At 75.0% G+C, this 13,407-nt stretch carries 13 protein-coding genes; 12 read left to right on the top strand and 1 reads right to left on the bottom strand.

From position 1 onward, the window contains the following. Nucleotides 1-21 precede the first annotated feature (21 nt). From ACZ6Q9_RS07510 to ACZ6Q9_RS07545, 8 genes are all read left to right on the top strand, one after another. The gene (locus ACZ6Q9_RS07510) at nucleotides 22-2,295 is read left to right on the top strand and encodes a [protein-PII] uridylyltransferase (RefSeq protein ID WP_396828431.1); all 2,274 of its coding nucleotides are present in this window, start codon (nucleotides 22-24) and stop codon (nucleotides 2,293-2,295) included. Between the two features lie 81 nt (nucleotides 2,296-2,376). Next, nucleotides 2,377-3,279: an ABC transporter ATP-binding protein gene (locus ACZ6Q9_RS07515; protein WP_396828311.1), complete on the top strand. Its 903-nt coding sequence runs from the start codon at nucleotides 2,377-2,379 to the stop codon at nucleotides 3,277-3,279. Then, the gene (locus ACZ6Q9_RS07520; RefSeq protein WP_393266748.1) at nucleotides 3,269-4,090 is read left to right on the top strand and encodes an ABC transporter permease; all 822 of its coding nucleotides are present in this window, start codon (nucleotides 3,269-3,271) and stop codon (nucleotides 4,088-4,090) included. The genes ACZ6Q9_RS07515 and ACZ6Q9_RS07520 overlap by 11 nt, the downstream gene beginning before the upstream one ends. A gap of 20 nt (nucleotides 4,091-4,110) precedes the next feature. Continuing rightward, nucleotides 4,111-5,235, top strand: a complete 1,125-nt coding sequence (locus tag ACZ6Q9_RS07525; RefSeq protein WP_396828309.1) for a sensor histidine kinase — start codon at nucleotides 4,111-4,113, stop codon at nucleotides 5,233-5,235. After that, nucleotides 5,232-5,888: a response regulator transcription factor gene (locus ACZ6Q9_RS07530; RefSeq protein WP_393266744.1), complete on the top strand. Its 657-nt coding sequence runs from the start codon at nucleotides 5,232-5,234 to the stop codon at nucleotides 5,886-5,888. Before ACZ6Q9_RS07525 ends, ACZ6Q9_RS07530 begins: the two co-directional genes overlap by 4 nt. A 127-nt stretch (nucleotides 5,889-6,015) precedes the next feature. Beyond that, nucleotides 6,016-7,575, top strand: coding sequence for a signal recognition particle protein (ffh, locus tag ACZ6Q9_RS07535; protein ID WP_357695258.1), 1,560 nt, complete (start codon nucleotides 6,016-6,018; stop codon nucleotides 7,573-7,575). A gap of 67 nt (nucleotides 7,576-7,642) precedes the next feature. Next, on the top strand, nucleotides 7,643-8,221 hold the full coding sequence (locus ACZ6Q9_RS07540) for a Uma2 family endonuclease (protein WP_357695256.1): 579 nt from the start codon (nucleotides 7,643-7,645) through the stop codon (nucleotides 8,219-8,221). Nucleotides 8,222-8,448: 227 nt separating this feature from the next. Then, complete coding sequence (locus ACZ6Q9_RS07545) at nucleotides 8,449-9,528, top strand: amidohydrolase family protein (protein ID WP_396828307.1); 1,080 nt, start codon at nucleotides 8,449-8,451, stop codon at nucleotides 9,526-9,528. Between the two features lie 51 nt (nucleotides 9,529-9,579). Here the strand turns inward: ACZ6Q9_RS07545 and ACZ6Q9_RS07550 are convergent, their stop codons facing one another. Further along, a complete protein-coding gene (locus ACZ6Q9_RS07550; protein ID WP_396828305.1) occupies nucleotides 9,580-10,176 on the bottom strand; it encodes a TetR/AcrR family transcriptional regulator in 597 nt (198 codons plus the stop codon). A gap of 113 nt (nucleotides 10,177-10,289) precedes the next feature. On the opposite strand from ACZ6Q9_RS07550, the gene proS reads away from it, so the two are divergent. The 4 genes from proS to ACZ6Q9_RS07570 all read left to right on the top strand — a co-directional run bounded on the left by proS (nucleotide 10,290) and on the right by ACZ6Q9_RS07570 (nucleotide 13,407). Beyond that, entirely contained in the window at nucleotides 10,290-11,696 is a 1,407-nt protein-coding gene (proS, locus tag ACZ6Q9_RS07555) for a proline--tRNA ligase (RefSeq protein WP_396828303.1), read from the top strand. A 112-nt stretch (nucleotides 11,697-11,808) separates the two neighbouring features. Continuing rightward, a complete protein-coding gene (locus ACZ6Q9_RS07560; RefSeq protein ID WP_396828302.1) occupies nucleotides 11,809-12,456 on the top strand; it encodes a ribonuclease FAU-1 family protein in 648 nt (215 codons plus the stop codon). A gap of 248 nt (nucleotides 12,457-12,704) precedes the next feature. Beyond that, entirely contained in the window at nucleotides 12,705-13,172 is a 468-nt protein-coding gene (gene rpsP / locus ACZ6Q9_RS07565; protein ID WP_393266730.1) for a 30S ribosomal protein S16, read from the top strand. Beyond that, nucleotides 13,147-13,407 (top strand): RNA-binding protein, encoded by a 261-nt coding sequence (locus ACZ6Q9_RS07570; protein WP_172862164.1) that lies wholly within the window; start codon nucleotides 13,147-13,149, stop codon nucleotides 13,405-13,407. The genes rpsP and ACZ6Q9_RS07570 overlap by 26 nt, the downstream gene beginning before the upstream one ends.

The following is a 13,407-nucleotide window of genomic DNA, read 5'->3' on the forward strand; positions in this document are numbered from 1 at the left end:
TTCGTCGGCCCGAACGGGGGCGTGGGGGAGGCGGCCCGGGCCGCGCGCGCCGACGCCCACGACCGGTGGCTGCGCGCGCTGCTGCCGGACCGGCCCGGCGTGGCGCTCGTCGCCGTCGGCGGGCTGGGACGGCGGCAGTGCGCCCCGCACGGCGACCTCGACCTCGTGCTGCTGCACGCCGGGGTGCCCGGCGTGGACGAGCTCGCCGCGGCGGTCTGGTATCCCGTCTGGGACGCCGGGCTGCGGCTCGACCACTCCGTCCGCACCGTCGCCGAGGCGCTGTCGGTCGCCCAGGACGACGTGAAGGTCGCCCTCGGGCTGCTCGACGCGCGGCTGGTCGCCGGGGACGCCGCCCTCGCCGACACGCTCGTCCGGTCCGCCGTCGACCACTGGCGGCGCACCGCCGTACGGCAGCTCCCCGGGTTGCGGGAGGTCACCGCCGCCCGCTGGGAGGCCCACGGCGAGCTGGCCTTCCTGCTGGAAGGCGACCTGAAGGAGGCCGCCGGCGGGCTGCGCGACGTGGGCATCCTGCGGGCGATCGCCACCGCCGGGATCACCGACGCGCTGCGCCCCGCCGTCCGCGCCGCGCACCGGCGGCTGCTGGACACCCGGGACGCGTTGCACGTGCGGGTCGGCCGCCGGGTCGACCGGCTGGTCGCCCAGGAACGCGACGGCGTCGCCGCGCTGCTCGGGCTGCGCCAGCCCGCGCCCGGCGGGCCCGACGCCGGGCTGCGCCAACCCGCGCCCGACGCGCCCCACGCCGGGCTGCGGGCCGGAGCGGTCGCCGAGGACGGCGACGCGCTACTGCGCCGGGTGGCCGGGGACGCCCGGACCGTCAGCCACGCCCTCGACGACGCCTTCCGCGCCGCCGACCGGCTCCGCTCGGGCCGCCGCCGGGGGGTCGACGGGCGCCCGGTGCGCCGGCCGGTGGCCCGGGACGTCGTGGAGCACGACGGCGAGCTGGTGCTGGCCCGCACCGCGATCGGCGCGCGACCCGACCCGAGCCTGTCGCTGCGGGTCGCCGCCGCCGCGGCCACCACCCGGCTGCCGATCGCCCGGGCCACCTGCGAGTGGCTGGCCGGGTACTGTCCGCCGCTGCCGGCGCCGTGGCCGGCCGAGGCCCGGGCCGCGCTCGTCACCCTGCTCGGCGCCGGTCCCGGCCTGGTGCCGGCCTGGGAGACCTGCGACCGGTACGGGTTGATCGAGGGCTGGCTGCCCGAGTGGACCCGGCTGCGCAGCCTCCCGCAGCACAACCCGGTGCACCGGTTCACCCTCGACCGGCACCTCGTGCAGACCGCGTACGAGGCGAGCCGGCACACCCGCGAGGTGGACCGTCCCGACCTGCTGCTGCTCGGCGCACTCCTGCACGACGTCGGCAAGGGGCTGCCGGGGGACCACAGCACGCTCGGGGCTCCGCTGGCCGAGGCGGTGGCCGCCCGGATCGGCCTGCCCGAGCCCGAGGTGGCGCTGATCGGCACGCTGGTCCGGCTGCACCTGCTCCTGCCCGACGTCGCCACCCGGCGGGACCTCGCCGACCCGGTCACCATCTCCGGGGTGGCCGAGCGGGTCGGCGACACCACCACCCTGGACCTGCTGCACGCCCTGGTCCGCGCCGACGCCGCGGCCACCGGGCCGGCCGCCTGGTCGGACTGGAAGGGCCGGCTGGTCGCCGAGCTGGTCGCCCGGGTCCGCACGGCGCTGGACACCGGCGCCCTGCCCGCCCCGCCCGTCCCGGACCCGGCGCTGCTGGCGGGGCCCCTGCCGGTCGTACACCTGACCGGGGACCGGGTGGCGGTGGCCGCGGCGGACCGGCGCGGCCTGCTCGCGACGGTGGCCGGGTGCCTGGCCCTGCACCGGCTGGAGGTGATCTCCGCCGACGCCGCCACGGTCGACGGCCGGGCCCTGGTCGAGTGCCGGGTGCAGCCCCGCTACGGCCTGGCCCCCGACCCGATCGCCCTCGGCGCCGACCTGCGCCGCGCGGTGAACGGCGACGTCTCGGTCACCCAGCGGCTGCGCGGCCGGGCCCTGGCGGCGCGGGCCGAGGGGGCCGCGCCGCGGGTGGTCTGGCACCGGGAGGCGGCCACCGACGCCGTGTTGCTGGAGCTGCGCGCCGCCGACGCGGCGGGCCTGCTCTACCGGGTCGCCTGCGCCCTCGACGAGGCCGGCGCCCAGGTGCGGGCCGCCCGGATCTCCACCCTCGGCGGCGACGTGGTGGACGCGTTCTACCTCGTCGGCGGCTGGCCCTCCGAGGCGGAACGGGAGCGCGTCGAGGCCGCGGTGCTGGCCGCCGTCTGAGGGCGGCTACGTCCCCCGACGTACGCCGACAGCCGCCGTCGGGGCGACGTGCCGAGAGCGGCGCGGCGGCACGCTCGGGGCATGAACCTGCCAGTGCAGACCGAAGGGCTCACCAAACGGTACGGCGGCCTGACCGCCGTGCAGGACCTCCAACTCACCGTCCAGGCCGGCGAGGTGTACGGCTTCCTCGGCCCCAACGGCGCCGGCAAGACCACCACCCTGCGCATGCTGCTCGGGCTGGTCCAGCCCACCGCCGGCACGGTCCGGCTGCTCGGCCGGCCGCCCACCGCCGGCCGGCTGACCGGGGTAGGGGCGCTGATCGAGGGGCCGGCGTTCTACCCGTACCTCTCCGGCCGGGACAACCTGCGGGTGCTGGCCCGCTACGCCGGGGTCGGCGCCGACCGGGTCGCGCTCGTGCTCGACCTGGTCGACCTGGCCGACCGGGCCGGCGACCGCTACGCCGGCTACTCGTTGGGCATGAAGCAGCGGCTCGGCGTGGCCGCCGCGCTGCTGAAGGACCCCCGCCTGCTGATCCTGGACGAGCCGACCAACGGCCTCGACCCGGCCGGCATGGCGGACATGCGCACCCTCATCCGCCGGCTCGGCGCGGCCGGCTGCACGGTGCTGGTCTCCAGCCACCTGCTCGGCGAGGTGGAGCAGGTCTGCGACCGGGTCGGGGTGATCGCCCGGGGCCGGCTGGTCGCCGAGGGCAGTGTCGCCGAGCTGCGCGGAGCGGCCGGGCTGCGGCTGCTCGCCGACCCGCTAGACGAGGCGGCCGCCCGGGCGCGGGAACTGGTCGGCGCCGAGCGGGTCCGGGTGGTCGACGGCGGGCTGGAGCTGGCCGTCGCGCCGGACCGGGCCGCCTGGCTCAACGCCGAACTGGTCGGGGCCGGGCTCGCCGTGCGCGAGCTGCGCCCCCGGGAACGGGACCTGGAACAGGTCTTCTTCGACCTCGTGGAGAAGGGAACGGCCGATGTCGCGTAGCTTCCGCGCCGAGACGGTCAAGCTGGTCCGGCGGCCGGCCACCTGGCTGCTGCTGGCCATCACGCTGGTGCTCTCGCTGATCTTCACCTACGTCTTCCCGTACGCCGGCCTCGCCGGCGGCACCGACGGGCCGAACACCGACCGGGCGCTGCCCGCGCTGCTCCCCGACCACCTGGTCGGGAACTCCCTCGGCGGCCTGCCGGTCTTCCTCGGCGCGATCCTGTTGATCCTCGGCGTGCTCACCGTGGGCGGCGAGTACGGCTGGGGCACCTGGAAGACCGTGCTCACCCAGGGCCCGACCCGGCTGGAGGTGTACGCCGGCAAGCTGCTCGCCCTGGCCGCCGCCGCGCTGGCCGTGGTGCTCGCCGTGTTCGCGGTCGGCGCGGTGACCAGCCTGCTCATCGCCTCCGCCGAGGCGCAGCCGGTGACCTGGCCGCCGGTCGGCGACCTGCTCACCGGGATCGGGGCGGGGTGGCTCATCGCGACGATGTGGGCCATGCTCGGTGCCGTGCTCGCCGTCGCGCTGCGCGCCGTGGCGCTGCCGGTCGGGCTGGGCCTGGTGTGGATGCTCGCGGTGCAGAACCTGCTCGCCGCGATCGCCGCGCCGCTGGTCGACTGGGTGGCGAAGGCGCAGGAGGGGCTGCCCGGGCCGAACGCCGGGTCGCTGGCCGCCGCGCTCGGCGCGCCGGGGGACACCCCGGGGGTCGCGGCCACCGTCGGCGGCGGGCAGGCGGCCGTGGTGGTGGCCGCGTACCTGGTCGGGTTCGCGGCGGTCGGCGCGGTGCTGCTGCGCCGGCGGGACATCGGCTGAGGCGGGGCGGGGGAGGGGACGTGGAGCGCGAGCGTGGCGACTGGAGCCGCCGGCTCCTGGACGGCCTCATCGCCCTGGCCCTGCTGGTGATCGGGCTGGCCGGCACCGCGCCGGCCGGCCTCAACCAGGGCGTGGGCACCGGCCGGGCCACCTACCCGCTGGTCGCCGTGGCCGCGCTCGCGGTGGCCGTGCGCCGGCGCTGGCCGCTGGTCACCCTGGCGGTGGCCACCGCGGCGAGCACCGCCTACCTGGTGCTCGGCTACCCGTACGGCCCGATCCTGTTGTCGTTCCTCGTCGCGGTCTACACCACGGCCGCGTACCGGCCGGTGCGGGTCGCGGCGGTGGCCAACGGCGTGGCGCTGCTCGTGCTGCTCACGCACGTCTTCGTCGGGGTGCGCCCGCCCGGTCTGGTCGGGCTGATGCCGGCCGCCGCCTGGGTGGTGGTGCCCTTCGCCGTGGGGGTCACCGTGCGGCTCGGCCGGGACAACGCGGCGCGGAGCCGCACCGACGAGGCGCGCCGGCTGGCCGACGCCGAGCGGCTGCGGGTGGCCCGGGAGGTGCACGACGTGGTCGGGCACGGGCTCGCCGCCATCCACCTCCAGGCCGAGATCGCCCTGCACCTGCTGGCCCGCAAGCCCGAGCAGGCCGAGGCGGCGTTCACCGCGATCAGCCGGACCAGCAAGGAGGCGCTCGACGAGTTGCGGGTGACGCTGACCGTGGTCCGCCGCGACGAGGCCGCCGACGAGCGCGCCCCCGCGCCCGGGCTGGCCCAGCTCCCGCAGTTGCGCGAGCGGCTGGCCGGCGCCGGGCTCCCGGTCACCGTCGAGGTGGCCGGGGCGCCGCGCCCGCTCCCGGTCGCGGTGGACCTGGCCGCGTACCGGGTGGTGCAGGAGGCGCTGACCAACGTGCTGCGGCACGCCGGCCCGGCCACCGCCACGGTCTCGCTCCGGTACGCGCCCACCGAGGTGGCCGTGGAGGTCACCGACACCGGCCGCGGCCCGGCCGCCTCGACGGACCGGCCCGGCTACGGGCTGGCCGGCATGCGCGAGCGGGTCACCGCGCTGGGCGGGTCGTTCACCGCCGGCCCCGCCTCCGCCGGAGGCTTCCGGGTGTCCGCCACACTGCCCGTGGAGGAGGTCACATGATCCGGGTGCTGCTCGCCGACGACCAGGACCTGGTCCGGATCGGGCTGCGTGCCCTGGTGGAGAGCGAGGACGACCTCACCGTGGTCGGTGAGGCCGCCGACGGGCTCGCCGCCGTCGAGGCGGCCCGCCGGGAACGCCCCGACGTGGTGCTGATGGACGTCCGGATGCCCGGCGTCGACGGCATCGAGGCGACCCGCCGGATCGTCGCCGACCCCGCGCTCGCCGGCACCCGGGTGGTCGTGCTGACCACCTTCGAACTGGACGAGTACGTCTTCGACGCGCTCCGGCACGGGGCCAGCGGCTTCCTGACCAAGGACACCCGCCCGGCCGAGCTGCTGCGGGCGATCCGGCTGGTCGCCGACGGGGAGGCGCTGCTTTCCCCGTCGGTGACCCGGCGGGTGGTCCGGGAGTTCGCCACCCGGCCGGCCCGGGTGCCCCGCCCGCACCCCCGACTCGGCACCCTCACCGACCGGGAACGCGAGGTGGTGGGGCTGGTCGGCGAGGGGCTGAGCAACGTCGAGATCGCCGAGCGGCTGGTGGTCAGTCCGGCGACCGCCCGGACCCATGTCAGCCGGGCCATGGTCAAGCTGGGCGCCCGGGACCGCGCCCAGCTGGTGGTCTTCGCCTACCAGTCCGGCCTGGTCGCCTCCTGACCGTCCGGGGCGGCGGGGGCGGGCCTGGGCCGGAGGCGCGGGTGCGGGCGGCGGGCTACCCTAGCGGTGGGCTGGACACCTGCCCGGCCGCCCTGTGCCCGCCGAAAACGACAAACGGGATGTTCGCGTGTTTGACACCTTGAGTGACCGCCTGTCCGGGATCTTCACCAAGCTCCGCGGCAAGGGTCGGCTCACCGACGCCGACATCGACGCCACCGCGCGCGAGATCCGCCTCGCGCTGCTGGAGGCGGACGTCGCGCTGCCGGTGGTCAAGGGCTTCATCGCGAACGTCAAGGAGCGGGCGCGCGGCGCCGAGGTCTCGCAGGCGCTCAACCCCGCCCAGCAGATCATCAAGATCGTCAACGACGAGCTGGTCAACGTGCTCGGTGGCGAGGGGCGGCGGCTCCAGTTCGCCAAGCAGCCGCCGACCGTGATCATGCTGGCCGGTCTCCAGGGTTCCGGCAAGACCACCCTCGCCGGCAAGCTGGCCCGCTGGCTGAAGGCCCAGGGGCACCAGCCGCTGCTCGTCGCCGCCGACCTCCAGCGCCCCAACGCCGTCGGGCAGCTCCAGGTGCTCGGTGGCCGCGCCGGCGTCGAGGTGTACGCCCCCGAGCCCGGCAACGGCGTCGGCGACCCGGTGCAGGTCGCCCGCGCCTCGATCGAGCACGCGAAGCGGGCGGCCCGGGACATCGTCATCGTCGACACCGCCGGCCGGCTGGGCATCGACGCCGAGATGATGCAGCAGGCCGCCGACATCCGCGACGCCGTCGACCCCGAAGAGGTCATCTTCGTCATCGACGCCATGGTCGGTCAGGACGCCGTGCGCACCGCCGAGGCGTTCCGCGACGGGGTCGGCATCACCGGCGTGGTCCTCTCCAAGCTCGACGGCGACGCCCGCGGCGGCGCCGCGCTGTCGGTCCGGGAGGTCACCGGGCAGCCGATCCTGTTCGCCTCCACCGGCGAGAAGCTGGAGGACTTCGACGTCTTCCACCCCGACCGGATGGCCAGCCGGATCCTGGGCATGGGCGACGTCCTCACTCTGATCGAGCAGGCCGAGCAGGCCTTCGACGCCGATCAGAAGGAGAAGATGACCGCCAAGCTGATGGGCGGCGAGCAGTTCACCCTGGAGGACTTCCTCGACCAGCTCATCGCGGTCCGCCGGATGGGTCCGATCGCCAACGTGCTGGCCATGATGCCGGGCATGGGGCAGATGAAGGACCAGCTCGCGGAGCTGGACGACAAGCACTTCGACCGGGTCACCGCGATCATCCGGTCGATGACGCCGGGCGAGCGCACCAACCCGAAGATCATCAACGGCTCCCGCCGGGCCCGCATCGCCAACGGCTCCGGCGTCACCGTGATGGACGTCAACCAGCTGCTCAACCGCTTCGCCGACGCGCAGAAGATGATGAAGCAGATGGGCGGCATGATGGGCCTGCCCGGCGGCGGCCGGCGCAAGGCGACCAAGTCGCCGAAGAACAAGCGCAAGGGCACCAAGGGCGGCGGTCGGCCGCGCGCCGGGGCGGGCGCCGGCCTGCCGGGCGGCTTCCCGGGCGGCATGCCGCAGCTCCCGCCGGGGATGGACCCGAACGACCTGGCCGCCGGCCAGGGCCTGCCCCCGGGCTTCAAGCTTCCGAAGATCGACTTCAACAAGCTCGGCAAGGGCGGCGACGGCCGGCCCCGCTGAGGCGTGTCGTTGGCGGCGGGTGACGTCATCCTTGCCTAGGGTGATGTCGCCCCTGGAAGGAGGAGTCATGACCGTGGCACCCATCCTGCCCGAGCGGTCGGAGTGGACGGTTGACGACCTCGGTGACCTGCCGAAGGACCTTCCGTACGAGTTGGTCAACGGAAGGTTGATCGTGCCGTCCCCCACCGCCGTGCACCAGGACCTGTGCGTCGAGCTGCTGCTCGCACTCCGGGTCAACTGCCCCGCCGACTACCTGGTCAGCATCGACCTGTCGATGCGGATCGACCGCCGCAACGAGCCCCGCCCCGACGTGGTCGCGATCCGCCGCGAACACGCCGACCGGTCGCCCGTCCCCGTCGAGGACGCCCTGCTGGCCGTCGAGGTCCTCTCGCCGACCTCCACGTTCCGCGACCTCTACGACAAGGCGAAGGTCTACGCGCACGCCGGGGTGCGGACGTACTGGGTGGTCGACCCGCTGCACGAGCGGATGACCCTGACGGAATACACGCTCGGCCCCACCGGCGAGTACGAGGTGGTGACCCACACCGAGGACCTCTTCGTCACCGAGCGACCCTGGAAGGTCTCCGTCGACCTGCCCGCGCTGACGACGCGGCGGGCCGGGCTGCTCGCGCGCGACGGCGACTGACCGCACCATCCACACGGGCGGGGCCCGGCCGTGACCGGCCGGGCCCCGCTTCCGTGCCACCGGCCAGGACACCAGGCCCGGCCGGGCCTCACGGCGGGGCGAGAGCGCCGATGCCCGGGTCACCCCGGCGGCCTGTCGCCCGCTGGGGACGGCCCGGCCGGGACCGGCCCACGCCGACCGGGAAGAATGGCCGCAGACCGCTCTTTCGCCCACCGACCGGAGGACGCATGGCCTGGCACGTACGCGGCGTGCTGCTGCCCGACGACGAGGTCCGGGACCTCTGGTTGGTCGGCGACCGGGTCACCTTCGAACCGGTGCCCGGCGCGGAGACGATCGTCGACGGCGGCTTCGTGCTGCCCGGCCTGATCGATGCGCACTGCCACATCGGCATCGCCCGGGGCGGGGCGCCGATCACCTCCCTCGACCAGGCCCGCGAGCTGGCCCGCACCGACGTCGACGCCGGGGTGCTCGCCATCCGCGACGCCGGCTCGCCGTACCCGTACCCGGAACTCGACGACGAGCCGGAGCTGCCGCGCCTGGCCCGCGCCGGCCGGCACGTCGCGCCGCCGAAGCGCTACCTGCGCGACATCGGCGTGGAGGTCGGCGCGGCGGAGGTCGCCGACACGGTCGCCGCGCAGGCGGCCGCCGGCAACGGCTGGGTCAAGCTGGTCGGCGACTGGATCGACCGGGGCGTGGGGGACCTGGCGCCGTCCTGGGACGCCGACACGATGACCGCGGCCGTCGCGGCCGCGCACGCCGCCGGGGTACGCGCCGCGGTGCACACCTTCAGCGAGTCGGCCGTGGAGATCATGGTGCGGGCCGGAGTGGACTCGGTCGAGCACGGCACGGGCCTGAGCCTCGACCTGATCGACCTGATGGCCCGGCAGGGCACCGCCCTGGTCCCCACGATGATCAACATCCGCACCTTCGGCGGGATCGCCGAGCAGGCCCGGCCCAAGTTCCCCGGGTACGCCGACCACATGCTCGCCCTGCGCGACCGCTTCCCCGAGGTGGTGCGAGCCGCGTACGAGGCGGGGGTGCCGATCTACGTGGGCACGGACGCGGGCGGCGGCATCGACCACGGCCTGGCTGCCGAGGAGATGATGCTGCTGCACGAGCAGGCCGGCATGTCGGCGGTGGACGTCCTCGCCGCCGCGTCCTGGCGGGGCCGCGAGTGGCTGGGCTTTCCCGGCCTGGTCGAGGGCGGTCTGGCGGACCTCGTCGTCTATCCCGAGGACCCGCGCGCCGACCTGCGCGCCGTGCGCAGCCCCGCCCGCATCGTGCTGCGCGGTCGCGTCGTCCGCTGACCTGCCGTGCCCGCCCGCCGGCGAGCCGGCGCGTGGGCGCTCCCGCTCCGGTCAGCCGGTGTGGGCGCCCTGGGTGACCGCGTGCAGGAGCAGGTACACGGCCAGGTCGGCGAGGGCGGCGGCGGTCTGTGCGACCGGGGCGCCGGGCAGGACGATGTGGCTGATCACCAACCGGACGACCGAGTCCGTGGCGAAGGCGACCGCGGCCCGGTCGGCGCCCGGCAGCACGCCGTCGGCCCACTCCAGGAGCACCTCGGTGGCCTCGGTCAGGACCAGCTCCGACCGGGTGGTCAGGTAGGGCAGCAGCTCGTCGGAGCCGCCCCCGGTGCTGGTCAGGACGGCCTTGATCAACGGGTCGCCGGCCGCCTGCGTGAGGGTGTGCGAGATGGTGGCGTGCGCGGCCGCCCGGACGTCGTCGCCGTGTGCGCGCAGGAGGGCGCGCACGTCGCCGACGAACCGGTCGACCTCCCGCCGGGCGAGCGCCTCGGCCAGCCCCGCCTTGCTGCCGAACTCGTTGTAGACCGTCTGCCGGCTGACCCCGGCCGCCCGTGCGACGGCACCCATCCGGACGGCGTCCCAACCGCTCGCGACCGTCAGCGCCCGGGCGGCGTCGACGATCGCGTCCCTGGACCGGCTGCCGTTGTTCACGCTGCCATGGTGGCGTACGCCCCCGGCCCGCCGCACCCGGCCGTCCCGGCAGCTGACGACGACACCGCGCCCGATCGCGCCGTCCGGATGGCCGACGCATAGGATGTGCGGTCATGGCACGCGTGCTCACTCCCCGTGCGGAGGACTTTCCCCGCTGGTACCAGGACCTGATCGCCAAGGCGAAGCTGGCCGACAACGGCCCGGTCCGGGGGACCATGGTCATCCGGCCGGCCGGCTACGCCATCTGGGAGCGGATGCAGGCCGAGATGGACGCCCGGATCAAGGCGGCGGGCGCGGAGAACGCGTACTTCCCGCTCTTCATCCCCGAGAGCTACCTCAAGCGGGAGGCCGAGCACGTCGAGGGCTTCTCGCCGGAGCTCGCGGTGGTCACCCACGGCGGCGGCAAGCAGCTCGCCGAGCCGGTCGTGGTGCGCCCCACCAGCGAGACCGTCATCGGCGAGTTCATGGCCAAGTGGATCGACTCCTACCGGGACCTGCCGCTGCTGCTCAACCAGTGGGCCAACGTGGTCCGCTGGGAGCTGCGCCCCCGGGTCTTCCTGCGCACCAGCGAGTTCCTGTGGCAGGAGGGGCACACCGCCCACGCCACCCGCTCCGACGCGCGGGCCTACGCCCGCAGGATCCTGCACGAGGCGTACGAGGACCTGATGGTCAACGTGCTCGGCATCCCGGTGGTCGTCGGCCTGAAGACGGCCCGCGAGCGCTTCGCCGGCGCGACCGCCACCTACACCTGCGAAGGCATGATGGGTGACGGCAAGGCCCTCCAGCTCGGCACCAGCCACGAGCTGGGGCAGAACTTCGCCAAGGCGTTCGACATCAGCTACTCGTCGGCCGAGGGCGGTCGGGAGCACGCCTGGACGACCTCCTGGGGCACCTCGACCCGGATGCTCGGCGGCCTGATCATGTGCCACGGCGACGACAACGGCCTGCGGGTGCCGCCGAAGCTGGCGCCGGTGCAGGCGTACGTCATGGTGGTCAAGGACGGCGAGGGCGTCGGAGAGGCGGCGACCAAGTTGCGCGACGCGCTGCGCGACGCCGGCGTCCGGGTCGCGCTCGACGACCGCACCGACACCCCGTTCGGCCGCCGGGCCGTCGACGCCGAGCTTCGCGGCTATCCGGTACGCGTCGAGGTCGGCCCCCGCGACCTGGCCGCCGGCAACGCCGTCGTGGTCCGGCGCACCGACGGCTCGAAGTCCCCGACGGCCGTGGCCGACGTGGTCACCACCGTGCTGGCCGCCCTCGACGCCGACCAGCAGGCGCTGCACGACCAGGCCCTGGCGCACCGCCAGTCCCGCACCGTCGAGGTGTCGACGCTGGCCGAGGCGATCGAGGCGGCCGCCACCGGCTGGGCCCGGGTGCCGTGGTCGGCGGTCGGCGTCCAGGGCGAGGCGGAGGCCAACGGGCAGGGCGTCACCGTGCGCTGCCTGGTGCGCGCCGACGGCTCCGTGCCCGACTCCGAGGACGAGCCGGACCTCGTCGCCATCCTGGCCCGCGCCTACTGAGCGCGGTGTAAGGAAGGGGCCCTTCCTAACGCCTGAGGTAGAGGAAGGGGCCCTTCCTTACACCCGGAGCGGGTGGGCGGGCTCGCGGGGCGGGCAGCGGTAGGGTCGGGGCGTGAGATTCGAACCGGGGCGGCTGATCGTGCACCGCAACGTGCGGCGGGGCCGGATCGGCTGGGTGCGTACCGCCCGGGTGGTCAGCGACGACGACCGGGGCCTGGTGCTCTGGGTGGCCCGGAACTCCCCGGTGGCGAGCGAGGTCACCGAGGCCGGGCTGGGCATGCGGGCGGTGCCGTTCGCCGAGTGGGTCGCCTCGTTTTACCGCCTGGCCGCCGGCCGGTGGAACGGCCCGCCCGTGCTGAAGTTCCTGCCCGCCGGGGCGAGCCACTCGGTGTGGTGGTTCCGCGACGCGCACGACCGCTTCGCCGCCTGGTACGTCAACCTGGAGGAGCCCGGGGTGCGCTGGGACGACGGCGTGCTCGCCGGGGTCGACATGGTGGACCAGGACCTCGACGTGGTCGTCCGGCCGGACCTGGGCTGGGAGTGGAAGGACGAGGACGAGTTCGTCGAGCGGCTCGCCTTCCCCGCGCACTACTGGGTCGCCGACCCCGACGCCGTCCGGGCCGAGGGCAAGCGGGTGATCGCGCTGGCCGAGGCGGGGGAGTTCCCGTTCGACGGCACCTGGTGCGACTTCGTCCCGCCGCCGGAGTGGACCACCCCGGACGAGCTTCCGCCCGGCTGGGACCGCGCCCCCGTGCGCTGACCCGGCAGGTGTGTTTTCGGTCACTTCCGTCGCTGCGCGGGTGACCCCGGGCGGTCCGGTGTGAGAGATCCGGGCCCGATCTGGCAGAATGGCTGGCTGGTATCCGGCGTGTGTCCGGCGCCCTCTAACCCGGGCACCGCGCCAGTCCACCGAGCAGTCTCCGGCCCAAACCCCACTGTGCCGGTCGGCGCTCACCCGTGCACCGCCCTCGTCAGGGCTGGTGAGATCGCAACAGGAGCGAAACAACTGTGGCCGTAAAGATCCGGCTCCTGCGGATGGGCAAGATCCGCAACCCGCAGTACCGCATCGTCGTCGCCGACTCGCGCACCAAGCGCGACGGCCGGGCGATCGAGTTCGTCGGGGTCTACCAGCCGAAGGAAGACCCTTCGGTGATCGAGGTCAAGTCGGAGCGGGTCCAGTACTGGCTGTCCGTCGGCGCCCAGCCGAGCGAGGCGGTGCAGCGGCTGCTGGAGCTGACCGGTGACTGGCAGAAGTTCAAGGGCCTGCCGGCCCCGCCGCCGCTGAAGGTCGCCGCGGAGCGGGTCGACCGCACCGCCGCGTACGAGGCCGAGGCGAAGGCCGCCGCCGGGCTGGCCGAGACCCCGGCCAAGCCGGCTAAGAAGGCCGCCAAGGCCGAGGCCCCGGCCGAGGCGCCGAAGACCGAGGCTCCGGCCGAGGCCCCGGCTGCCGCTGCCGACGCCGGTGAGCAGGCCTGACATGCCTCTGCGTCCGGCGTTGGAGCACCTGGTCAAGGGCATCGTCGACCACCCCGATGACGTGCGCGTCCGGATGGTCGACTCCCGTCGGGGCAAGCGGCTGGAAGTCCGCGTGCACCCGGAGGACCTCGGCACGGTGATCGGGCGGTCCGGCCGGACCGCCAAGGCGCTGCGCCAGGTGATCGGCTCCATCGGCGGGCGCGGCGTACGCGTCGACATCGTCGACTCGTACTGA

This window comes from Micromonospora sp. NPDC049139, assembly GCF_055586845.1.

Bases quoted from the DNA above. Each gene is read 5' to 3' on its own strand.
- ACZ6Q9_RS07515 (WP_396828311.1), top strand. From the start codon at position 2,377: ATGAACCTGCCAGTGCAGACCGAAGGGCTCACCAAACGGTACGGCGGC.
- ACZ6Q9_RS07520 (WP_393266748.1), top strand. From the start codon at position 3,269: ATGTCGCGTAGCTTCCGCGCCGAGACGGTCAAGCTGGTCCGGCGGCCG.
- ACZ6Q9_RS07530 (WP_393266744.1), top strand. From the start codon at position 5,232: ATGATCCGGGTGCTGCTCGCCGACGACCAGGACCTGGTCCGGATCGGG.
- ACZ6Q9_RS07540 (WP_357695256.1), top strand. From the start codon at position 7,643: ATGACCGTGGCACCCATCCTGCCCGAGCGGTCGGAGTGGACGGTTGAC.
- ACZ6Q9_RS07545 (WP_396828307.1), top strand. From the start codon at position 8,449: ATGGCCTGGCACGTACGCGGCGTGCTGCTGCCCGACGACGAGGTCCGG.
- proS (WP_396828303.1), top strand. From the start codon at position 10,290: ATGGCACGCGTGCTCACTCCCCGTGCGGAGGACTTTCCCCGCTGGTAC.